This window comes from Pseudomonas paraeruginosa PA7, from assembly GCF_000017205.1.
In the GTDB taxonomy this organism is placed as follows: domain Bacteria; phylum Pseudomonadota; class Gammaproteobacteria; order Pseudomonadales; family Pseudomonadaceae; genus Pseudomonas; species Pseudomonas paraeruginosa.
Genome location: NC_009656.1, coordinates 5,370,121 through 5,392,133 on the forward strand (window position 1 = coordinate 5,370,121; position 22,013 = coordinate 5,392,133).

Annotated in this window: 15 protein-coding genes and 1 pseudogene; 6 read left to right on the forward strand and 10 right to left on the reverse strand. The window is 67.2% G+C overall.

The window, feature by feature from the left end; all coding sequences use genetic code 11:
* Nucleotides 1-80: 80 nt before the first annotated feature.
* The 5 genes and pseudogenes from PSPA7_RS24915 to ccpA all read left to right on the forward strand — a co-directional run bounded on the left by PSPA7_RS24915 (nucleotide 81) and on the right by ccpA (nucleotide 5,214).
* Nucleotides 81-1,226, forward strand: coding sequence for a slipin family protein (locus PSPA7_RS24915; protein WP_012077328.1), 1,146 nt, complete (start codon nucleotides 81-83; stop codon nucleotides 1,224-1,226).
* A 54-nt stretch (nucleotides 1,227-1,280) separates the two neighbouring features.
* Nucleotides 1,281-2,495 (forward strand): RtcB family protein, encoded by a 1,215-nt coding sequence (locus PSPA7_RS24920; RefSeq protein ID WP_003154386.1) that lies wholly within the window; start codon nucleotides 1,281-1,283, stop codon nucleotides 2,493-2,495.
* A gap of 5 nt (nucleotides 2,496-2,500) precedes the next feature.
* Nucleotides 2,501-3,874: a hypothetical protein gene (locus PSPA7_RS24925; protein ID WP_012077329.1), complete on the forward strand. Its 1,374-nt coding sequence runs from the start codon at nucleotides 2,501-2,503 to the stop codon at nucleotides 3,872-3,874.
* A pseudogene (locus PSPA7_RS32750) lies at nucleotides 3,861-3,992 on the forward strand (hypothetical protein); the annotation flags it as partial. The gene PSPA7_RS24925 and the pseudogene PSPA7_RS32750, both read left to right, overlap by 14 nt.
* Nucleotides 3,993-4,173: 181 nt before the next feature.
* The gene (gene ccpA / locus PSPA7_RS24930) at nucleotides 4,174-5,214 is read left to right on the forward strand and encodes a cytochrome-c peroxidase CcpA (protein WP_003154390.1); all 1,041 of its coding nucleotides are present in this window, start codon (nucleotides 4,174-4,176) and stop codon (nucleotides 5,212-5,214) included.
* 58 nt (nucleotides 5,215-5,272) lie between these two features.
* Here ccpA and gdhA read toward each other — a convergent pair whose 3' ends face one another.
* From gdhA to ettA, 8 genes are all read right to left on the reverse strand, one after another.
* Complete coding sequence (gdhA, locus tag PSPA7_RS24935; RefSeq protein ID WP_003154391.1) at nucleotides 5,273-6,610, reverse strand: NADP-specific glutamate dehydrogenase; 1,338 nt, start codon at nucleotides 6,608-6,610, stop codon at nucleotides 5,273-5,275.
* 283 nt (nucleotides 6,611-6,893) lie between these two features.
* Entirely contained in the window at nucleotides 6,894-8,297 is a 1,404-nt protein-coding gene (locus PSPA7_RS24940; RefSeq protein ID WP_033999465.1) for an outer membrane protein transport protein, read from the reverse strand.
* 247 nt (nucleotides 8,298-8,544) lie between these two features.
* On the reverse strand, nucleotides 8,545-9,033 hold the full coding sequence (gene praA / locus PSPA7_RS24945; RefSeq protein ID WP_003154394.1) for an alkane oxidation protein activator PraA: 489 nt from the start codon (nucleotides 9,031-9,033) through the stop codon (nucleotides 8,545-8,547).
* A 591-nt stretch (nucleotides 9,034-9,624) separates the two neighbouring features.
* Entirely contained in the window at nucleotides 9,625-10,905 is a 1,281-nt protein-coding gene (locus tag PSPA7_RS24950; RefSeq protein ID WP_012077330.1) for an efflux RND transporter periplasmic adaptor subunit, read from the reverse strand.
* The gene (locus PSPA7_RS24955; protein ID WP_012077331.1) at nucleotides 10,895-12,376 is read right to left on the reverse strand and encodes a TolC family protein; all 1,482 of its coding nucleotides are present in this window, start codon (nucleotides 12,374-12,376) and stop codon (nucleotides 10,895-10,897) included. Before PSPA7_RS24955 ends, PSPA7_RS24950 begins: the two co-directional genes overlap by 11 nt.
* Entirely contained in the window at nucleotides 12,369-13,562 is a 1,194-nt protein-coding gene (locus PSPA7_RS24960; protein WP_012077332.1) for an ABC transporter permease, read from the reverse strand. Before PSPA7_RS24960 ends, PSPA7_RS24955 begins: the two co-directional genes overlap by 8 nt.
* On the reverse strand, nucleotides 13,559-14,245 hold the full coding sequence (locus PSPA7_RS24965) for an ABC transporter ATP-binding protein (RefSeq protein ID WP_074197473.1): 687 nt from the start codon (nucleotides 14,243-14,245) through the stop codon (nucleotides 13,559-13,561). Before PSPA7_RS24965 ends, PSPA7_RS24960 begins: the two co-directional genes overlap by 4 nt.
* 481 nt (nucleotides 14,246-14,726) lie before the next feature.
* Nucleotides 14,727-16,391 (reverse strand): energy-dependent translational throttle protein EttA, encoded by a 1,665-nt coding sequence (ettA, locus tag PSPA7_RS24970; RefSeq protein WP_003157916.1) that lies wholly within the window; start codon nucleotides 16,389-16,391, stop codon nucleotides 14,727-14,729.
* A 507-nt stretch (nucleotides 16,392-16,898) separates the two neighbouring features.
* Between ettA and PSPA7_RS24975 the strand changes: the two genes are divergently transcribed.
* Nucleotides 16,899-17,402 (forward strand): TetR/AcrR family transcriptional regulator, encoded by a 504-nt coding sequence (locus tag PSPA7_RS24975; protein ID WP_041025411.1) that lies wholly within the window; start codon nucleotides 16,899-16,901, stop codon nucleotides 17,400-17,402.
* Between the two features lie 34 nt (nucleotides 17,403-17,436).
* On the opposite strand, the gene PSPA7_RS24980 is transcribed toward PSPA7_RS24975, so the two are convergent.
* Both PSPA7_RS24980 and mexD read right to left on the reverse strand, forming a co-directional pair.
* On the reverse strand, nucleotides 17,437-18,864 hold the full coding sequence (locus PSPA7_RS24980) for an efflux transporter outer membrane subunit (RefSeq protein WP_012077337.1): 1,428 nt from the start codon (nucleotides 18,862-18,864) through the stop codon (nucleotides 17,437-17,439).
* Between the two features lie 5 nt (nucleotides 18,865-18,869).
* Entirely contained in the window at nucleotides 18,870-22,001 is a 3,132-nt protein-coding gene (mexD, locus tag PSPA7_RS24985; protein ID WP_012077338.1) for a multidrug efflux RND transporter permease subunit MexD, read from the reverse strand.
* Nucleotides 22,002-22,013 lie beyond the last annotated feature (12 nt).

Sequence of the window (22,013 nt, forward strand, 5' to 3'; positions counted from 1 at the left end):
CCGCCTCCTCCGCACTCCATCCGCGAGGTCCGGCGGGCCGGCGAACACCGGCACCCGGAAAACACGAAAGGAATGAAGAAATGAAAATGCTGAAGCGCTTCATCGTGAAGAAGAACGAACGTGGCCTGCTGTACGCCGAGGGCGACTTCCTCGCCGTGCTCGAACCGGGCACCTATCGCCGCTTCGATCCGTGCGACCGCCTGAGCCTGGAAACCTTCAGCCTGAACACCCCGCAATTCGAACACCGCCTGGCCGGTTACCTGCGGCAGAGCGAGCCGGAACTGGTCGAGCGCTACTTTACCCGGATGGACCTGGGCGACAACGAGGCCGGCCTGCGCTACGAGGACGGCGTACTGGTGGAACTGCTCGCCCCGGGTAGCCGTCGACTGTACTGGAAGGGCCAGACCGAGCAGCGACTGGAGCGCATCGACCTGGCGCAGGACTATCGCCTGACGGCCGCACTGGTCGCCCAATTGAACCAGCCGAACCTGCGCGGTCGCAGCCTGGCGGGCCTGGAAGCGGTGTTGCTGGCCCAGGTGCCGGCGTTCCAGGTCGGCGTGCTGAAGGTCGATGGCGCCCTGGCCGGGCTGCTGCAAGCCGGACAATACGGTTTCTGGCGCTACAACCGACAAGTCGGCGTGGAACTGGTCGACACCCGTATCCAGGCGCTGGAGGTCAGCGGCCAGGAGATCCTCACCCGCGACAAGGTCAGCCTGCGCCTGAACCTCGCCGCCAACTGGCGCTACAGCGACGTTCTGGCCGCGTACTCGCGACTGAGCAAGCCACTGGAGCATCTGTACCGCGAGCTGCAGTTCGGCCTGCGGGCGGCGGTGGGAACGCGCACGCTCGACGAGTTGCTGGAGAACAAGCAGTCGATCGACGAAGCGGTCAGCGCCCACCTGGCCGCCAAGCTGGAAGGCAGCGGCATGGAGGTGAGCGGCCTGGGCGTGCGCGACATCATCCTGCCCGGCGAGATGAAGACCCTGCTGGCGCAGGTGGTGGAGGCGGAAAAGGCGGCCCAGGCCAACGTGATCCGGCGCCGCGAGGAAACCTCGGCGACCCGCTCGCTGCTGAACACGGCGAAGGTGATGGAGGAAAATCCGACCGCGCTGCGCCTGAAGGAACTGGAAACCCTGGAGCGGGTGGCCGAACGCATCGACCGGATCTCGGTGTTCGGCGGCCTGGACCAGGTATTGAATGGGCTGGTCACGCTGAAGCAGGCCTGACCGCGAACGACTCCGCACCGGCCAAGGGACGGCGCGGAATACAAGGAAAGCACGATGAAAGACATGAACATCCTCGAAGTCGCCGGCGGCAAGCCGATCAAGCTCTGGACCCAGGGCGTCCCGGTGGAGGAAGAAGCGCGCCGGCAACTGATGAACACGGCGAAGATGCCGTTCATCTTCAAGCACCTGGCGGTGATGCCCGACGTCCACCTGGGCAAGGGTTCGACCATCGGCAGCGTGATCCCCACCCTCGGCGCGATCATCCCGGCGGCGGTGGGCGTGGACATCGGTTGCGGGATGATCGCCGCGCGGACCTCGCTGGTCGCCGCCGATCTGCCGGACAACCTGCACGGTCTGCGCAGCGCCATCGAGCAGGCGGTGCCCCACGGCAAGACCTTCGGCCGTCGCGACCGCGGCGCCTGGCATGAGGTGCCGGACGCCGCCGACCAGGCCTGGAAGGCGCTCGCCGGCCGCTTCAGGGCGATCACCGACAAGTACCCGCGGCTGGAGAAGACCAACAACCGCCAGCACCTGGGTACCCTCGGCACCGGCAACCACTTCATCGAGGTCTGCCTGGACGAGGCCGATCGCGTCTGGTTCATGCTGCACAGCGGTTCGCGCGGGGTCGGCAACGCCATCGGCAACCTGTTCATCGAACTGGCCAAGGCCGACATGCGCCAGCACATCGCCAACCTGCCAGACAAGGACCTGGCCTACTTCGAGGAGGGCAGCCGGCACTTCGACGACTACGTGGAAGCGGTCGGCTGGGCCCAGGACTTCGCCCGGCAGAACCGCGCGCTGATGATGCACGCGGTGATCGAGGCGGCGCGCCAGGTGATCCGCAAGCCGTTCGAGGCCAATCTCGAAGCGGTCAACTGCCACCACAACTACGTGCAGAAGGAACGCCACTTCGGCCAGGAGGTGCTGGTCACCCGCAAGGGCGCGGTGTCCGCGCAGAAGGGCCAGCTCGGCATCATCCCCGGCTCGATGGGCGCGAAGAGCTTCATCGTCCGCGGCCTCGGCAACCAGGAAGCGTTCTGCTCGTGCAGCCACGGGGCCGGGCGGACCATGAGCCGGACCCAGGCGAAGAAGGTCTTCAGCGTCGAAGACCAGATCCGCGCCACCGCCCACGTCGAATGCCGCAAGGACGCCGACGTGATCGACGAGATCCCGATGGCCTACAAGGACATCGACCGGGTCATGGAAGCCCAGCGCGAGCTGGTGGAAGTGCTGCACACCCTGCGTCAGGTGGTGTGCGTGAAAGGATGAGAAGAATGCAACGCTTGAAACTCTGGCTGCAGCGGCAACGGCAGGCGCCGTTCACGGATACCTGGACCGAGCGTCACCGCCGCGAGGCGCTGGGGCTGGTCGAACGGCGCCTGTGGGAAAACGACGTCGACTGGGTCGAACTCAGCCGCTCATGCAATGGCTTCGTGCGCGAGGCCGCGGTGCTCGGGCTCAGCGCGAGCAACGACGCGGAGGCGCTGGCGGCGCTGATCGAGCGGGCCAACGACTGGGTCGGTCCGGTCCGCGCCGCGGCCCGGGAGGGCCTGGAACGCTACCTGGTCAGCGAGTGCGTGCCGGCCCTGCTCGGCGCGCTGCCGCAGTGGGTTGCCCTGGGCCGGAAGAACCGGGCCGACCATGGCGACCTGCTGGATCGGCTGGCCGTCCTGCTGGCAGGTGCGGAACACCGTGGACAGGTCCTGGAGGCCCTGCTTCGACAGCGCTCCGCCAGCGCGCGCTTCCTTCTGGAGGTCCTGCTGCGGCCTGGACAGAGCGGCCGGTTCGAGGTGCTCGAGCGGGCGCTGTCCAGCCCGGATCCGAGCGTGCGCCGCCAGGCCCTGCACGAGGCCGCGGCGCTGCCGCCGGACAGCGCGATCCGCCTGCTGGAAAGCGGACTCCGTGACCACGGCGCCAGCCTCCGGGCCCAGGCGCTGCACCTCTATGACCGGGCCCTGGGAGCCGAGCCGCTGCCTGCGGCGGTCCAGGCCCGGGCGCTGCTCGATGCGTCGCCCAGTGTGCGCAACCTCGCGCTGTACCTGGCGAAAGCCGCCGGAACCGACGTCGACGCCATCCTGGCCGAACGGCTCGCCTGGATGCCAACGACCAAGGCCGACTGGCTCGGCCTGCTCGGTCTGGCCCGCGACCGCCAGGCCCAGGCGGTCGCGCCGCTGGCCCGGCAGGCATTGCGTCATCCCGCGCAGCAGGTGCGTGGCGCAGCGCTGGACACCCTTGCCGCGCTGCCGGCCGAGGACCTCGCCGACGCCTGCCTGCAGGCCCTGCGCGATCCGTCCGGCAAGGTCTTCGCCAAGGCCGCGCAGTGCCTGCGCAGCGCCGCGCCAGGGATATGCCCGCAGCGTCTGGACGAGGTCCTGCGGCATCTGCTCGAGGACGCGGCATACGGGCGGGCCGATCGCTTGCTCGCGCTCAAGCCTTACTGGCAGCAACTCGACTACCTGCTGCAGACGCGCCCGGAGCTGGCCGCGGACGCCTGGCAACCTCTGCTGTTCGCCTGGCGCGAGCGGCGCAGCGGCGCCATCGACTACGCCACGTCGCCGGCTCGACGCGAAGAGCTGCTGGAACATCTCCAGGCATTGCAGGAACAGGGGCTGCTCTCCCGGCAGATCGTCATCGATGCGCTGCGCTGAGCGCCGCGCAAGAACGAGAGGGCAAGGAACGCCAGGAAACGCCCCCATCGAACTCGACGACAACGACGGCGGCGGGCAGATCCTGCGCAGCGCCCTGAGCCTGTCGATGAGCAGCGGCTGGGGCAGCGTGACTGGAACGACCGCGACGCCGACTGGCAACGCGACCGCGAGCGCTGAACCGCGCTGCGACAACCGTCCGCAGGAGCGATTCCGGCGCGCTTGATCCACGTCAAGCCTCGCCGTCCTTCGCTGGCCTCTCCTCACAGGACCGGTTGTAACACCTGATAAGGAGAAAAAAGATGCAGTCCTCGTCACTGCTCCCGCTTGGCAGCCTGTTGCTGTCGTTCGCCATGCCCCTCGCCCATGCCGACCCCCTGCACGACCAGGCCAGCGCCCTGTTCAAGCCGATTCCCGAGCAGGTCACCGAACTGCGCGGCCAGGCCATCAACGAACAGCAGCGCGAACTCGGCAAGAAGCTGTTCTTCGACCCGCGCCTGTCGCGCAGCCATGTGCTCAGCTGCAACACCTGCCACAACGTCGGCACCGGCGGCGCCGACAACGTGCCGACCTCGGTCGGCCACGGCTGGCAGAAAGGCCCGCGCAACTCACCGACGGTGTTCAACGCGGTATTCAACGCCGCGCAGTTCTGGGACGGCCGCGCCAAGGACCTGGGAGAACAGGCCAAGGGCCCTGTCCAGAACAGCGTGGAGATGCACAGCACCCCGCAACTGGTGGAACAGACCCTGGGCAGCATCCCGGAATACGTCGACGCCTTCCGCAAGGCCTTCCCCAAGGCCGGCAAGCCGGTCAGCTTCGACAACATGGCGCTGGCCATCGAAGCCTACGAGGCGACCCTGGTAACCCCCGACTCGCCCTTCGACCTGTACCTCAAGGGCGACGACAACGCCCTCGACGCGCGGCAGAAGAAAGGTCTCAAGGCGTTCATGGACAGTGGCTGCAGCGCCTGCCACAACGGCATCAACCTGGGCGGCCAGGCCTACTTCCCGTTCGGCCTGGTGAAGAAGCCCGACGCCAGCGTCCTGCCCAGCGGCGACAAGGGCCGCTTCGCGGTGACCAAGACCCAGAGCGACGAGTACGTGTTCCGCGCCGCGCCCCTGCGCAACGTCGCACTCACCGCGCCGTACTTCCACAGCGGCCAGGTCTGGGAGCTCAAGGACGCCGTGGCGATCATGGGCAACGCCCAGCTCGGCAAGCAACTGGCGCCGGATGACGTGGAGAACATCGTGGCCTTCCTGCACAGCCTGAGCGGCAAGCAACCACGGGTGGAATACCCGCTGCTGCCGGCCAGCACCGAGACCACGCCACGCCCGGCGGAATGACCGGCGCAACGAAAAACGGGGCTCGTCGAGCCCCGTTTCTTTCAACCACGGCGATACCTCAGACCACGCCCTGCGCCAGCATCGCGTCGGCGACCTTGACGAAGCCGGCGATGTTCGCGCCCTTCACGTAGTTGACCCGGCCCCGTTCCTCGCCGTACAGCAGGCAGGCATGGTGGATCGACTGCATGATGCCGTGCAGCTTGGTATCCACCTCGCCCTCGCTCCAACGCAGGCGCATGGCGTTCTGCGACATCTCCAGGCCGCTCACCGCCACCCCGCCGGCATTCGACGCCTTGCCCGGCGCGTAGAGGATGCCGGCCTCGAGGAACAGGTCGACGGCCTCCAGGGTCGAGGGCATGTTGGCACCTTCGGCGACGCAGACGCAGCCGTTGGCCAGCAGGCGCCGCGCATCCTCGGCGTCCAGTTCGTTCTGGGTCGCGCAGGGCAGCGCGATGTCGCAGGCCAGCTCCCAGGGGCGACGATGCTCGAGGAACTGCAAGGAAAAACGCTCGGCCATCTCGCGGATGCGCCCGCGACGCACGTTCTTCAGCTCCATCAGGTAGTCCCACTGCTCGTCGGTGAGGCCCGCCTCGGCATACAGGGTGCCTTCGGAATCGGACAGCGAGATCACCCTGCCGCCCATCTCCATGACCTTGCGCGCCGCGTACTGGGCGACGTTGCCGGAGCCGGAGATCGCCACCCGCTGGCCATCGAAGCCGCGACCATGGCCCTTGAGCATTTCCTGGGCGAAGTAGACGCAGCCGAAGCCGGTCGCCTCCGGGCGGATCAGGCTGCCGCCGTAGCTCAGGCCCTTGCCGGTCAGCACCGAGGTGAACTGGTTGGACAGGCGCTTGTACTGGCCGAACAGGTAGCCGATCTCACGCGCGCCGACGCCGATGTCGCCGGCCGGCACGTCCAGGTCGGCACCGACGTGGCGGTACAGCTCGCTCATGAACGACTGGCAGAAACGCATCACCTCGGCGTCGCTCTTGCCCTTCGGATCGAAGTCGGAGCCGCCCTTGCCCCCGCCCATGGGCAGAGTGGTCAGGGAGTTCTTGAAGACCTGCTCGAAGGCGAGGAACTTCAGCACCCCGAGGTTGACCGAGGGATGGAAGCGCAGGCCGCCCTTGTAGGGGCCGATGGCGCTGCTCATCTGCACCCGGTAGCCACGGTTGACCCGTACCCGGCCCTGGTCGTCGACCCAGGGTACGCGGAACAGGATCGCCCGCTCGGGTTCGACGATGCGTTCGATGATGCCGGCTTCCAGGTAGTGCGGGTTGGCCTCGAGGAACGGCCAGAGGGAACGCAGCACCTCTTCCACCGCCTGGTGGAATTCGGGCTGATCGGGATCGCGCCGCTTCAGGCGCTCGAGGAAAGCGTCGACGGATTGCGTCATTTTTCTCACCGGTTTCTAGTTTTGTGAACAATTTTTTGCGCGTGACTCTAGCAAGCCAGGCGGCACCTAGAAAGTGCGAAATGACGCATTGATGAATCTTTATGGTGCAAAAGTGAAACTTTCAGCGACCCGCAGAACGCGCCGCGCCAGAGCGCTCGCCGCCCGACGCCCATTGCGCCGGGCGGACGATGCACCTTTGGCGGGCGGCGAAGGCACCACCTTCGTGCGACATGAGCGAACGAGCCCCATCTTTCGATGGAGGCCCGCTCGCCGCATCCCGGTTCTAGAAATCGTAGGTCGCGGACAGGCTGAACACTTGCCCCTTGCTGGTCGCCTTGCCATCCAGACGACCGCCGCCGAGTACCGCCTGGTTGACCGTCTTCACCGGTACCTCCTTGACGAACTGCCGTGAATAGGCCGCGTCGATCGACAGTTCCGGCATCGACTTGAAGCGGTAGCCGGCCCCCAGCGAGGCGAAATAGCGGTCGCCATCGGGGATCCGAGGATCGCGGGTGGAATTATGGGTAGGCGTCTGGTCGTAGGCGACGCCGGCGCGCACGGTGAACTGATCGGTCAACCTGTAGTCGCCACCCAGCGCCAGGGTCCAGGTGTTCCGATAATTGTAGGGGATGGAGACGATAGTGCTGCCGTGGGACTTGAGGGTAAGGTCCTCGAACGACGACCACTCGGTCCAGGTCGCAGTGGCGCCAAGACTGAAACGGTCGTTGAACTGGTGCACCCAGTCCAGCGAGGCGTAGGCGGGAATATCCAGCCGCGCCGAGGCCGAAGCGCCACGCCGCAGGTCGAGCCCCGGATAAGCGACGCCGATCAGCCCGCTGTCGAGGATGGTATCGGTCGGTCCTCCATCGTGGATATAAAGGTTGTAGTGCCCTTCCAGCTTGTTTCGGATCTTCGCGTGATAGGCGAAGCCCAGGCTGTCGCGCATCGTGGGCTTCCATACCACCCCGGCGAACCAGCCGGGCGAGGTGTTGTCCACCTTGACCCGCATCAGCGCCGACGAAACCTGCGCCGGGAACGGCAGGCCAAGATTCGGCGAGTTGGCCGCCGCGGCGTAGACGTCGAGGTTCTGACTGACGAAGCCAGAAGTGCGCTGGATGATGACCCCGGCGCCCAGGGAGAAATTCTCGTTCACCTTGAACGACAGGGAGCCGGACAGACCCGCCGTCTCGATCTTGGTGTCCACCGCGAAATCGCGACCCTTCCAGTTCGGGTCCCAGGTGCTGCGCATGCCCATCGGCACCACCTGGCTGAGGCCGAAGACGAGTTGGTCGTTGATCGGTATGACCATGAAGCCGGTCGGCAGCCAGGCGCCAAAGCCAGCCTGGCCACCGTCGTTGGTGGGCAGCGCGTCGGCGCTGGGTCCGCCGGTTGCGGGATCGAATGGATAACCACCGGTCATGGGGTTGCCCTGGTAATCGTAGGCATTGCCGTTGTACTTGATGTCGACGTCGGCGTAGTTGACTGTCAGTTGCGCGATGCGCTTGTCGATGAAGGCCATCGCCGCCGGGTTGTTGAACGCGGCGCTCGGATCGTCGGGGAACAGCGAGCCACCCGCCATGGAGCGTCCCCAACCGGCGGTGTTGGTGGTTGGCACCATGAAACCACCAGCGTGCGCCTGGGGCGCGCCGAGCAGGCCACCGACGATCAGGGCGCAGAATAACGGCAGTGGTCCTCTGGCAGACAGGCAGGAAATATCTTTGTTGTTGTTCAAGGTTCACCCCTGTTGGACTACTAATACACGGGAACGATGGCCGGCCTGCTCGAGTGTCCGGGTAGATCCCCTCCCCCAGGCCGGTCTGCATGTGCGAGCGAAACGTGGTGCTGGCGCTCGGGCGGCCGGTCCGGCCTGCGAAGACGCCGCGATGCAGCTTGCGCAAAGCCGCTGGCGCGCAAGGCGCCAGCGGAAGCCCGGATTACGGATTCACGGTGAATGCCGGACTCGGATTCACGCTCAGGCTGTTGATCTTGCAGTTACCGGCCAGCGGCTGGTTGCTGCCGCTCAAGGTGTTGGTGGCATTGCTCCAGGCGCCGTACACGGTGCTCGGGCCGCAGGTGGAAGTCAGGATCTTGAAGCCGACGCCATCGACCTGGCCGCTGGTGACGCTGGAAACCGTCAACCTCCAGGGCAGGCCGGTCATCTGCGGCACGTTGCACAGCGGATTGCTGCCGCTGACGGTGACGCTGTCGATGCTGGCATAGGAACCATCCGGAGCGGTGGTGCCCTTGAAGGTCACGTTGCAGTTCACCGGAACCTGCAGCGACGCCGGCGAGCTCACGCTGATGGTGCCGGGAGCGGTGAATGCGGTACCGACCGGGGTGATGGTGGCCGCACTGGCCAGGGACGAAGCGCTCAGGCAGAAAGCGAGAGCGGCAAGGGACGGCAGGGATTTGATGGATTTCATTGTTTTGTATCCTTCCAGTGAATTGGCAACGCTCGCGGTTGCCAGGCCTTGGCCGTGGGCGGCAACCTCACCGCCCCGCGGCCACCTTGTGCCTTCCCGCACGATCCACCCGCCAGACGAACCACCACACCCACTCGCCATGACTTTTTCGTATCGAGAATCGGGAAAGGCATTACTTCATGAGTCCTATCCGGTGCCGCCGCTGACGCCCCACGACAAGCCGGAGGTACCGGATATCGGAAACAGCGCTGGATCGCTCCGCGCGCCATACCTCGGCCTGCCTCCCCCGCAACTACGCGACGAGCGCAGCCTGACAGGCTTGGCAGCTACGGCGAGGAGGCAGAGGGCCAGTCAACGACGGGGCTCAGAGTACGGGCAGAGAGGCCCTGGAAAAGCCTAGCGAAAGAAGGGGGCTGCCCTGTTCGAGAACGGCGCGGAGCGCGCCGTGGAGGGTCCGAAACGCTTCGTCACGAAGCAATCCTGATACCTCTGTCAGCATTCGAGACGGAAGGAAACGCACCACTTTGGGTCAAAACCTGCCAGAACTGGTAGCTAAAGGCATGCGCTCGCCATACCAAAGTCAGGTTGCCTTCAGCTCCCGTCCGCTACGTGCACGCGCACCTGCCCCGCCGCCAGGTCCAGTACTTCGACGCCCTCGGGAGTGGAACGCCCCACCCGGACAGGAAGTTGCTCGATCGGGGCGGCAGGAGACGCGCGGTAAACCACGGACAATCGATCGCCCTCATGACGCACGGCCTCGGGCGGCACGACGAGTGCTCGCTCGTTGCGATAGGTGGTGACCGCCAGTTTGGCGCTCATGCCCAGGCGGATTTTCCTCAGTTGGCCGGGGGTGAGGTGCGCCACCGATACCGTTACCTCGAACTGTGGGCTGCTGCCCTGGGTGCCCCCCGGCAGCGCCTGTCCGCCAAGAGCGGAGATGACTCCTTTCAAGGCGATGCCGTCGAAACCGTCACCACTCACCTCGACCTCCTGCCCTTCGCGCAGTTGATTGATGTCCAGCTCCGACACCCTGGCGGAAACCTTCAGGCGTTCCACGCTGGCCAGTCCGAACAGTGCCTGGCCCTGGCCCAGCTTGCTTCCGGTCTGCACCGGCTCCCGCACGCCCTGCTCATTCGAAGACCCGGGAGCGACAACGATGATGCCGGCGAACGGCGCACGGACCGTCCGCCCATCCAACTGCGCCTGCAGCGTCTCGAACTTCACCGTGGCATTGGCCAGGTCCATCTCGGCGATCTGCAGGTTTTCCCCCTGCCCCTTGCTGCGCGTCGCCTCCACTTCCAGGCGGGCAGCCTCCAGATCCATCCGCTGTTGACGCGCCTGCTGTTCGAGGTCGTCGAGTTCGTTGCGCGGAACGATGCCCTTGCCGAAGAGTTGCCGGGTCTCGCGCAACTTTCGTTCGGTGCTGTCCTGTGCTAGCTGCGCGCTGCGCAGGGCCCGGCGGGCGCGCGTCATGTTCTCGCCGCGCTCCCAGTCCCGCAACTCCTGCAAGGTCCGCCGGGCCTTGAGCAGCGCCGAGCGGGCCTCGCGAACCTGCACGGCGATCTCGCGAGTGTCCATGCGCAACAGTTCCTGCCCTTCCTCGACCCGCTGCCCGGGTTGCACCAGCAGTGCCTCGACATTGCCGGCGAAGGGCGCCGCCAAGGTCACCACCCGCCCCGGTTCCAGGCGCCCGACCAGGCCTATCCGGTGCACCAGCGCCGACGGGCGTACATCGATCCAGCGCTCGTCTTCGTCGCGTGGAACTGCCCCCCCGCCGAACAGCAGCCAGGTCGGCAGCGCGACGGCGGCCAGCAGGGCAGCGGCGATCAGCAGCAAACGCCGCCCCCGGGAAAACAACCGGTCAGTGGTCATTGAGCGAAATCTCCCAGCTATCCAGGGTCATGCCGACGATCAGGTCGAGCTGCGTCTGCGCATTGAGAAACGAGATCAGGGCATTCAACTGGGTGTTCTCGACATTGCGCAGGTCGGTTTCGAAGCTCAGCACCTGGAAGTTGCTCGAGCGTCCGACACGCAGTTTTTCCCGCTCGATTTCCAGCTTGCGCCGCGACAGCGCGGTGGCGCGCTGGGCGATCTGGTACTGGCGCCAGCGGGCGCCAAGGTCGCGCACCGCATCAATGACATTCTGTTCCAGGGTCTGCCGCGCATCCTCGATGAGGAGCTTCTGGTTCTCCACTTCCACCTGGGCGCGGACCTCGGCCTGCCGGCGACTGAGATCGCCGATGGGAATTTCCACCTGCACCCCTGCGTAACCGTCCCAGGTCCGCGAATTGTCGCCGCCGCCCTCGCTGTAGCGATCGCGGATCTGGCTGGCACCGCCCACCAGCGAGACATCCCACAGGCGCTGGTTCTTCGCCAGCACCAGGTTGAGGTCGGCCTGGCGGCTGCCGATCAATCGTTGCAGGTATTCCGGCTGTTGTTGCAGAGCCGTGCGGATCGCCTGCTGGCGGTCGATCTCTATCGGCGAGGCGCTCAGCGCGTCACTGGCGCGGATCTGCGTCGACAGGTCCAGCGCCAGCAGTTGCAGCAGGGCCAGGCGGGCACTATCGACCTGGTTGGTGGACTCTTCGACGTTGAGCTCCTGGGTGGCGACATCGGCCTCGGTCTGGACGCTATCGAACTCGGCCATCCGCCCCGCGGCGATCATCGCCCGGTTGACCTCGAGCAGCTTGCGGGTCCGCGCCAACGCTTCCCGGGCGATTCGCGCCTGCTCCTGCGCGCGCAGCAGTTCCCGGTACGCGCCAATGATCCGGCTGATGGTCTGCGACACGCTGGCCTTGAGTTGCAGGCGGTTGGCGTCCTCGGACAGGCGCGCCAGGCGCAGCGGCGCGGTGGTCACGTCCCAGCCGGCGTCGCGCAGCAACGGCTGGACGACGGTCAGGTCGAGACCATCGCTGCGGTAGCGCCCGGCCTCGTCGGCGCTGCGGAACTGCTTGACCCAGGCCAGGCTGAAGCGGGTGCCGTACTCGCCGAGCAGGGTCGCGGTCGGCGACAGGTTGCTGGTCCGCATACGGTCCTCGGTGGCGCGGCTGGCACGGTAGTCGCCACGCACCACCAGCTTCGGATTGAAGGCATCGGCGGCGACGCGCAGGTCGAACTTCTGCGCGATGCGCTGCAGGTAGGCGCTACGGATTCCACGGTTGTTGCGCAGGCCGAGGTAGACCGCGTCGCTCAGGCTCAGGTCGATCACCTGCTCGCTCAGCAGCACCGATCCGCTGCGCGCGCGGGCCATGCTCGGCGCATCCGGGCTCAGCGCCGGGTTGTCACTTGCCGCGACCGGAAGCGCCAGCGCCAGCCACAGTGCAGCCAGGCTCCGGCTACTCATCGCGCAGCGCCTCGACCGGTTGCATGCGTGCCGCCGAAAGCGCCGGATAGAGGCCGAAGAACAGCCCCACCAGCAAGGTACTGCCCATTCCCAGCGGCAGGGCCGCGTAGGCCAGGGAGAAAGTCCAGCCGGAAAACCTGGCGTAGAGATACGCAGCCGCCACGCCGAGCACCGCCCCCGACAGCGCGCCCGCGGCAGTCAGGGTCACCGCCTCGATCAGGAACAGGTTGCGGATGTCCCGCTGACGCGCGCCCAGCGCCATGCGCACGCCGATCTCCCGGCGGCGCTCGGCGACGCTCATCAGCATCACGTTCATCACCCCGACGCCGCCGCCGAGCAGGGAGATGATCCCCAGCCCGGCCAGCAGGTAGGTGAAGGTCCGGGTCTGCCGCTTGAGCCCGTCGAGCACCTGCTGCGACACCTGCACCTGCGCCTCGTGACCGGGCAACCGCGCCGCCAGGGCCTCGCCCAGCGCCGCGCCGACCCGGTAGACATCCGCTCCCGGCGCCACCCGCGCCACCACGTGGCTGACCTCGGCGGCGGGCTGCAGGCGCGGCATGCCGGCAGCCGGCACGAACAGCGAGTCGTTGGCGGCGAACGGCAGCAGCGCGGCGCTGGCCTGCGGCCGCAGGATACCGATCACGCGGAACAGGTAGTCGTTGACCATCAGTTGCTCGCCGAGGCGCAACGGATCGCCTGCTGCGCCCAGCGCCTCGGCGAGGCCCGCGCCGACCACCACGTAGGTGTCGTGGTCATCGAAGCGCGAGAGAAATCGCCCTTCGCGCAGGTGCAGCCTGGCGGCGCTGGCGAGCCCGGCGCTGGCGCCGACGATGCTGGCGTTGCTGGTACGCCCATGGTAGGTCACCGGCGCGGAGTACAGGCCGAGCGCAGCGAGGTGGTCCAGCCCCGCCACGGCACGGCGCAGCGGCTCGGTGTCGAGCACCGCCGGCATAGGCTGCGGCGCCTGCGGGGCGAACGGGAACTGCACCACCAGGGTGTCGGTGCCCATGTCCTTGAAGATGCTCATCGCCTCGTCGGTCGCATTGCTGCCGATATTCAGCATCGCGATCACCGATGAACAGCCCATGACGATCCCCAGCAACGCCAGCAACGAGCGCCGACCCAGGCCACGAAGGCTGGCCAGGGCCTCATGGAGCAACTGCCGCGGCGACGGACTGGCGCTCACCGGCAAGTCTCCGCCAGTTCCTCGTGGATCTCGCCATGGCGCACCGTCAGCTGGCGCCCGAGACGGGCGGCCAGGCCGGGATCGTGGGTGACCACCACCAGGGTCACCTGGCGTTCGCGGTTGAGCGCCAGGAGCAGTTCCAGCACTTCCTTCGCGGTGCTCGCGTCGAGGTTGCCGGTCGGTTCGTCGGCGAGGATCAGCGCGGGCTCGCCGACCAGCGCGCGGGCGATGGCGACACGCTGCCGCTGGCCGCCGGAGAGGTCCGCCGGGCGATGCCCGGCGCGCTCGGCGAGGCCGACCTGGGCGAGCATCGCCGCGGCGCGCTCCAACGCCTCGCGGCGCGGCATGCCACGATAGCCCAGCGGCAGCGCCACGTTCTCCAGCGCGCTCAGGCGCGGCAGCAGGTTGAAACTCTGGAAGACGAAACCGATCAGGCGGTTGCGGATCGCCGCCAACTGGTCTTCGTCGACCCTGAAGATGTCGTGTTCGGCGAATCGATAGGCGCCGCTGTCCGGCCGGTCGAGCAGGCCGAGGATATTCAGCAGGGTGCTCTTGCCCGAGCCCGACGCGCCGACGATCGCGCAACTTTCACCGGGAAAGATGTCCAGGCAGACGTCTTTCAGTATCTGCAGTGGCTGCCCCCCCAGGAGATAGCCCTTGCCGATTCCCCGCAGGGAGATCAATGATTCGTGCTTGTTTGTTGTAGGCATTCGCACTCGGCCGCTCGCATCCCTTCACGGCTCGCTCCGGACGTATCGCCGCAAGGCCGGCGAAACAGGCCGAAGGGCCATACCGCTGATGATGGAGACAGCGCACAAGCCGCCACCACCGGCAACGCTACCCCGAGGCGCCAGCGCCGAGCGAAGGTAGCGGGTGGTCCGCCCGGCCAAGCCCGATACTCGATTTCCGCCGGGCTTCGCCATATGGCGCGGTCTCTCCGGGCAGGCGGTATTGAGCGCACGGATCGGCTGCGCAGACCACTAGCAGAGCTGACACCATCGGGGCCGTCGATGCACCCCCATCTTTAGTTAGGTGAAGGCTCAGGCATGCTGCTTGGAAGCCTCACCCTGGGCACCACCGATGGAAGCGCCCTGCACATTGAATTCCAGGCATGAAAAAACCGCCGGCCGGCAGGGCCGGCGGGCGGTTTCGATCCAGGCGCGCTTACGCCAGCTTCTTGTAGCGCACGCGGTGCGGCTGGGCCGCGGCATCGCCCAGGCGCTTCTTGCGATCGGCCTCGAACTCGGTGTAGTTGCCTTCGAAGAAGGTCACCTGGCCATCGTCCTCGTAGGAGAGGATGTGGGTGGCGATCCGGTCGAGGAACCAGCGATCGTGGGAGATCACGATGGCAGCGCCGGGGAAGTCCAGCAGCGCCTCTTCCAGCGCGCGCAGGGTTTCCACGTCGAGGTCGTTGGACGGTTCGTCGAGCAGCAGCACGTTGCCGCCCTGCTTCAGGGTCAGGGCCAGGTGCAGGCGACCGCGCTCACCGCCGGAGAGGTCCTTGACGAACTTCTGCTGGTCGGCGCCCTTGAAGTTGAAACGGCCGACATAACTGCGCGACGGGACTTCGTAGTTGCCGATCTTGATCTGCTCGAAACCGTCGGAAACCTGTTCCCACACGGTCTTGTTGCCTTCCAGGCTGTCGCGGCTCTGGTCGACGCTGGCGATCTGCACGGTCTCGCCGATCTCGATGGTGCCGGAGTCCGGCTGCTCCTTGCCGGTGAGCATGCGGAACAGGGTCGACTTGCCCGCGCCGTTGCCGCCGATCACACCGACGATGGCGCCCTTGGGGATGCTCAGGGACAGGTTGTCGATCAGCACGCGGTCGCCGTAGCCCTTGGTCACGTTGTGCAGCTCGATGACCTTGTCGCCCAGGCGCGGACCGGCCGGGATGTAGATCTCGTTGGTCTCGCTGCGCTTCTGGAATTCCTGCGACTGCAGTTCCTCGAAGCGCTGCAGGCGCGCCTTGGACTTGGCCTGGCGGCCCTTGGCGCCCTGGCGTACCCACTCCAGCTCGGCCTTCATGGCCTTGGCGTGGGAGGCTTCCTGCTTGGCTTCCTGGGCCAGGCGGGCGGCCTTGGATTCCAGCCAGCCGGAGTAGTTGCCTTCGAACGGGATGCCATGGCCACGGTCGAGTTCGAGGATCCAGCCGGCGACGTTGTCGAGGAAGTAGCGGTCGTGGGTGATCGCCACCACGGTACCGGGGAAGTCGTGCAGGAAATGCTCCAGCCAGGCCACCGAGTCGGCGTCCAGGTGGTTGGTCGGCTCGTCCAGCAGCAGCATGTCGGGCGCCGACAGCAGCAGGCGGCACAGCGCCACGCGGCGCTTCTCGCCGCCGGACAGGTGCTCGACCTTGGCATCCCACGGCGGCAGGCGCAGGGCGTCGGCGGCGACTTCCAGCTGGCGCTCCAGGTTGTGGCCGTCGGAGGCCTGCAGGATCGCCTCCAGCTTGGCCTGTTCGGCGGCCAGGGCGTCGAAGTCGGCGTCCGGCTCGGCGTAGGCGGCGTAGACCTCGTCCAGTCGCGCCTGGGCCTGCTTGATCTGGCCCACGGCCTCCTCGACGATGTCGCGCACGGTGGCCTGCGGGTCCAGCTTGGGCTCCTGCGGCAGGTAGCCGACGTTGATCCCCGGCATCGGCCGGGCCTCGCCTTCGATCTCGGTGTCGACGCCGGCCATGATCCGCAGCAGCGTGGACTTGCCCGCGCCGTTCAGGCCGAGCACGCCGATCTTGGCGCCGGGGAAGAACGACAGGGAGATGTCCTTGAGGATTTCACGCTTGGGCGGAACGATCTTGCCGACCCGATGCATGGTGTAGACGTACTGAGCCAAAACGAGCACCTCATGAAGAAAAGGAAAAAAACTCGGCCAAGTATATGACAGACCGGGAGAAAGCTGGCCAGCCACCCTGGTTTTCGTGGGGCGCGGGGCGCCGCCGGCGAATGTTCGCCGTCCGCCACGGGCGCTTGCCGGGCCTCGCCGGTTTCCGGTTCCCGCGATCTGCCTGGCCAACCCGAGGAACGGTGCCGCCCTGGCCGCCCCCAGCCTGATGAACCTGGGCGGCTTCCCGGCATTCTCCTTCGGCGCGATCGCCGGATCGGTCTCGGTGGCGAGGTGATCGGCACGCTACATCTCCGGACCTGACGCGGAGCAAGGCGAGTGCCGGTCTCGCCTGCTACGATTGAATCAGACCAGCCTCAAAAGAGTTAAAAAAACCTCAAGATGGTACTCACGCCCCTCCCCGGCCAGATACCCGCCTCGCCACCTGGGAGCGGCCCAGGCGCAGCGCCGGACCCGTCGCCCCAGGAGCAGCGCCTGCTCAAGGCCCTGGCCACCGCGATGGTCAGTCATCCGCGAGCCACCATGCGGGAACTGGCGGAGCTGGTGGGAGTGAGCAGGGCAACCCTGAACCGGCATTGCGGAACCCGCGAACGCCTCAGACGGCGCCTGGAAAGCCATGCCAGGAGCACCCTCGAGCGCCTCATCCGCGACGCCGCCCAGCCCCGACTGGAGCCGCGGGCAGCGCTACGCGAACTGATCCGGGAACACCTCGCGCACCGCGACCTGTTGGCGCTGCTGATGTGCGAGCAGAACCCGGGACACCAGGCCGGGAATGAAGACGCCGGTTGGCAGGCGCATATCGAGGCCCTGGATGCTTTCTTCCTGCGCGGCCAGCAGGCGGGCGTGTTCCGCATCGACATCAGCGCGGCGGTCTTCAGCGAACTGTTCATCAACCTGGTCTACGCCATGGTCGATGCCGAGCGCCGCGGTCGCGCGGCCGGCGCCGGATTGTCCGGCAGCCTGGAGCAACTGTTCATGCACGGCGCCTCGCACGTCCCCTAGCCCGGCGCATCGGAGGCACCGCGCGGTGCCATGCTCAGCGCTGCGCCAGCGCAACGCGAGCCTGTCCCCAGCCGCCGCCAAGGGCGCGGAACAGATCGACCAGGGCGATCTGCCGCTGGGTGCTGCCGTCGATGAACGCAGACTCGTCGAAGAAACTTCTGCGCTGTGCATCGAGGTAGCGCAGGTGGCTGTCCACACCACTCTCGTAGCGTGCCCTGGCCAGCTTCAGCGCTTCGTTGCTGGTGTCGGCCAGGGCGCGCAGGGCCTTCTCCTCGCGGCGCAGGGTATCGCTGGCCGCCAGGGCGTCGGCGACTTCGCGGAAGGCGCCCTGGATGGCGCCTTCGTAGGCCGCCAGCGCGGAATCCTTGCGCGCCTCGGCCAGGCTCAGGTTGGCGCGGTTGCGCCCGCCGTCGAAGATCGGCAGCGTCAGCGTCGGCAGGAAGCTCCAGGAGCGCGAGCCGCCGTCGAACAGGCCGGACATTTCCGCGCTGGAGGTGCCGAAGTTGCCGGTCAGGCTGATTCGTGGGAAGAACGCCGCGCGCGCCGCGCCGATGTCCGCGTTGCGCGCGCGCAGGCGATGTTCGGCGGCGAGGATGTCCGGGCGCCGCTCGATCAGCCCGGACGGCGTGCCGGGAGCGATGTCCTGCAGCAGCTTCGGCTGTTCTCCCGGGGCCCGCGGGATCGTCTGCGCCGCATCGGCGGAGCCCAGCAGCAGCACCAGCGCGTTGAACGCCTGCCGCTTCTGCCGCAGGTTGCGCTCCCGCTCGGCGCGCGCCTGTTCCACCAGGCCCAGGGCTTCCTGGTAATCCAGCGCGGTGGCGGTGCCGGCCGCGCGACGCTGGCCGATCAGGGCGAGGGAAGACTCGCGGCTGGCCAGGGTCTGCCGGGTCAGCGCCAGGCGCCGCTGGGCGCCGTCATAGCTCAGGTAGGCCTGGCTGACCTCCGCGACCAGGGCGATCCGCGCCGCGCGCGCCGCCTCCTCGCTGGCCAGGTACTGCTGCAGGGCCGCGTCGCTCAGGCTCTTGACCCGGCCGAACAGGTCCAGCTCGTACTCCGGCAGTGCCAGCCCGACCTGGTAGCTGCTGGCGACGGCGGAGCGGTTGCCGGCGGACAGGTCGGCCGGCTGTCGCTGGCGGCTGCCGCTGGCACTGGCGTCCAGGCCCGGCACCCGGTCGGCGCGCTGGATGCGGTACTGCGCGCGGGCCTGCTCGATATCCAGGAGGGCCTGGCGCAGCGAGCGATTGTTGTCCAGGGCGACGCTCACCAGGCGGCGCAACTCGGCGTCGACGATGAAACCCTTCCAGTCCAGCTGGTCGACGGCCACCCCCTGGCGCTGGGCGGCCGGGCCGCTCCAGCGGTCGGCCACCGGCGCGACGGGACGCTCATAGGTCGGCGCCATGGTGCAACCGCCGAGGGCCAGGGCGATCAGCAACGCCGATACGCCGAATGCAGGTTTACGCATGTCGATCACTCCCGGGCCGTGGCGGCCGGTTCGATGGGCGCCGGCTTGCTGCGCAGCAGCGACAGCAGCCAGACGAAGCAGATGGGCACGAACAGCACGCCGAGGAAGGTCGCGCTGAGCATCCCGCCGATCACCCCGGTGCCGATGGCGCGCTGGCTGGCCGCGCCGGCGCCGCTGGCCAGGGCCAGGGGCACCACGCCGAGGATGAAGGCCATGGAGGTCATGATGATCGGCCGGAAGCGCAGGCGCGCAGCCTCGATGGCGGCGTCGCGCAGGCCATGTCCCTTTTCCCAGAGCTCCTTGGCGAACTCGACGATGAGGATCGCGTTCTTCGCCGACAGGCCGATGATGGTGATCAGGCCGACCTTGAAGTAGACGTCGTTGGCCATGCCCGTGACCATCACCGCCAGCACCGCGCCGATGGCGCCGATCGGCACGATCAGCATGACCGACAACGGAATCGACCAGCTCTCGTAGAGCGCCACCAGCAGCAGGAACACCACCAGGATGGCCAGGGCGAACAGGGCGGTCGCCTGGCCGGCGGAGACCTTCTCCTGGTAGGACAGGCCGGTCCATTCGTAACCGATGCCGGCCGGCAGCTGCGCGGCCAGGCGCTCCATTTCCGCCATGGCCTCGCCGGTGCTGAAGCCGGGCGCGGCGTCGCCGACGATGCGGATCGACGGGTAGCCGTTGTAGCGCACCAGCTGTACCGGTCCCTCTTCCCATTTCATGCTGACGAAGGCGCTTAGCGGCACCAGCTCGCCGCGGGCGTTGGGCACGTAGAGCCTGAGCACGCTTTCCGGGGTCATCCGGGCGCCCTGCTCGGCCTGGATCACCACGCGCTGCTGGCGCCCGGCGTTGGTGAAGTCGTTGATCACGTCCGAACCGAACGCGGCGGACAGCGTGCCGCTGATGCTCTCGAAGCCCACCCCCAGGGCCCGGGCCTTCTCGCGGTCGATCAGCAGGCGCAGCTGCGGCGCCTCGGCCAGGCCTTCCATCATCGCGTAGAGGAATTTCGGATTGCCCCGGACCTCGCCGAGCAGGGTATCGCGGGCCTGCAGCAGGGCTTCGCGGCCGACGCCGCCACGGTCCATCAGGCGCAGGGCGAAGCCGCCGGAGTTGCCCAGGCCGTCGATCGGCGGCGGCGAAACGGCCATGATGGTGCCGTCGTCGGGCAACGCGAAATGCTCGTTCACCGCGGCGATCTCGGCGGCGGCCGATTGCCCCGGGCCGCGCTCGGACCAGTCCTTGAAGGTCGGGAAGGCCAGCGCGGCGTTGTCGCCCTGTCCGGAGAAGCTGAAGCCGGAGACCAGGAATACCGAGTCCACCGCCTCGCGGGTCTCGAGGAAGCGTTCCAGTTCCTCGCCGGTGGCGTCGGTGCGCATGCGCGAGGCACCGGGCGGCAACTGCACGTCGACCACCATGTAGCCGAGGTCTTCAGCCGGCACGAAGGCCTCCGGCAGGCGCAGGTAGAAGTAGCCGAGCGCCGCCACCAGGCCGGCGTACACCAGCATGAAGCGCCCGGCGCGCGCCACCAGCTTCGAGTTGAGCAGGGAATAGTGGCCGGTGAGGCGGGCGAAGCCGCGGTTGAAGGCGCCGAAGAAGCCGCGCTTCTCGTGATGCCCCTCGGGGATGGGCTTGAGCAGGGTGGCGCACAGCGCCGGGGTGAAGGTCAGGGCGAGGAAGCCGGAGAACAGGATCGAGACCGCCAGCGATACCGAGAACTGCTGGTAGATCACCCCCACCGAGCCGGCCATGAAGGCCAGCGGCAGGAACACCGCCGAAAGCACCAGGGTGATGCCGACGATCGCACCGGAGACCTGCCTCATCGCCTTGGCGGTGGCCTCGGCCGGCGACAGCCCCTCCTCCGCCATGATCCGCTCGACGTTCTCCACCACCACGATGGCATCGTCCACCAGGATGCCGATCGCCAGCACCATGCCGAACATGGTCATCATGTTCACCGAGAAGCCCAGCAGGTACATGACCATCAGCGTGCCGAGCAGACACACCGGCACCACGATCGACGGGATCAGGGTGTAGCGGACGTTCTGCAGGAACAGGAACATCACCAGGAACACCAGCACCATCGCCTCGATCAGGGTGTGGATCACCTTCTCGATGGCCACGTCGACGAAGCGCGAGGTGTCGTAGGGCACGCTGTACTGCATGTCCTCGGGGAAGAACGCCGACAATTCGGCGAGGCGCTGCTTCACCAGTGTGGCGGTCTGGATCGCGTTGGCCCCGGGCGACAGCTGGATCGCCCCGCCCACGGTAGGCGTGCCGTTCAGCCGCGAGGAAATGTTGTAGCTCTCCTTGCCGAGCTCCAGGCGCGCGACGTCGGCGAGCCTGACCAGGGATCCGTCCTCGTTGGCGCGCAGGACCACCTGGCCGAACTCCTGCGGGTTGTCCAGGGTGCCCTTCACCGCCAGCGTGGCGCTCAGCTCCTGCTCGGAACTGCCCGGCGCGCTGCCGAAGGCGCCGGCGGGGACCTGCACGTTCTGTCCGCGAATGGCGTTGCTCACGTCGTCGATGGAGAGTCCGAAGCCGACCAGCTTCTGCGGATCGATCCAGACCCGCATGGCCGCCTCGGAGGAGAAGAACTGCAGCTTGCCGACACCCGGCAGGCGACGCAGTTCGTTGTTGATGTTGCGCGCGGCATAGTCGCCCAGGGCGGTGGTGTCGCTGCGCTGCACGCCTTCCTTGTAGTTGAGGGCGTAGATCAACAGGAAGCCGGCGCTGGTCTGCTCGACCTCCACCCCCTGGGTCAGCACCGCCTGCGGCATGCGCGCCTCGGCTTTCTTCAGGCGGTTCTGCACATCGACCTGGGCCAGGTCCGGATCGGTGCCGGGCTCGAAGGTGACGACGATCTCGGCGGTACCGTTGGAATTGTTGGTCGACTCGAAGTAGAGCAGGCCCTTCGCGCCGTTCAGCGACTCCTCGAGAACGCTGGTGACGGAATCCACCAGTACCTTCGCCGAAGCGCCGGGGTAGGTGGCGGTAATGGTGATCTGCGGTGGCGCGACACTGGGGTACTGCGCCACCGGCAATCTGGAAATGACCAGCAGGCCGGCCAGGGAGATGAACAGCGCCACCACCCAGGCGAAGTTCGGCCGCTTGATGAAGAATTCGGACATCGGAAAATCCTC

Excerpts from the sequence above, each read along its gene's own strand:
- PSPA7_RS24975 (WP_041025411.1), top strand. The coding sequence starts at position 16,899 with ATGGTCAGTCATCCGCGAGCCACCATGCGGGAACTGGCGGAGCTGGTG.
- PSPA7_RS24980 (WP_012077337.1), bottom strand. The coding sequence starts at position 18,864 with ATGCGTAAACCTGCATTCGGCGTATCGGCGTTGCTGATCGCCCTGGCC.
- mexD (WP_012077338.1), bottom strand. The coding sequence starts at position 22,001 with ATGTCCGAATTCTTCATCAAGCGGCCGAACTTCGCCTGGGTGGTGGCG.
- PSPA7_RS24925 (WP_012077329.1), top strand. The coding sequence starts at position 2,501 with ATGCAACGCTTGAAACTCTGGCTGCAGCGGCAACGGCAGGCGCCGTTC.
- PSPA7_RS24950 (WP_012077330.1), bottom strand. The coding sequence starts at position 10,905 with ATGACCACTGACCGGTTGTTTTCCCGGGGGCGGCGTTTGCTGCTGATC.
- PSPA7_RS24920 (WP_003154386.1), top strand. The coding sequence starts at position 1,281 with ATGAAAGACATGAACATCCTCGAAGTCGCCGGCGGCAAGCCGATCAAG.
- ccpA (WP_003154390.1), top strand. The coding sequence starts at position 4,174 with ATGCAGTCCTCGTCACTGCTCCCGCTTGGCAGCCTGTTGCTGTCGTTC.
- praA (WP_003154394.1), bottom strand. The coding sequence starts at position 9,033 with ATGAAATCCATCAAATCCCTGCCGTCCCTTGCCGCTCTCGCTTTCTGC.
- gdhA (WP_003154391.1), bottom strand. The coding sequence starts at position 6,610 with ATGACGCAATCCGTCGACGCTTTCCTCGAGCGCCTGAAGCGGCGCGAT.
- PSPA7_RS24955 (WP_012077331.1), bottom strand. The coding sequence starts at position 12,376 with ATGAGTAGCCGGAGCCTGGCTGCACTGTGGCTGGCGCTGGCGCTTCCG.
- PSPA7_RS24915 (WP_012077328.1), top strand. The coding sequence starts at position 81 with ATGAAAATGCTGAAGCGCTTCATCGTGAAGAAGAACGAACGTGGCCTG.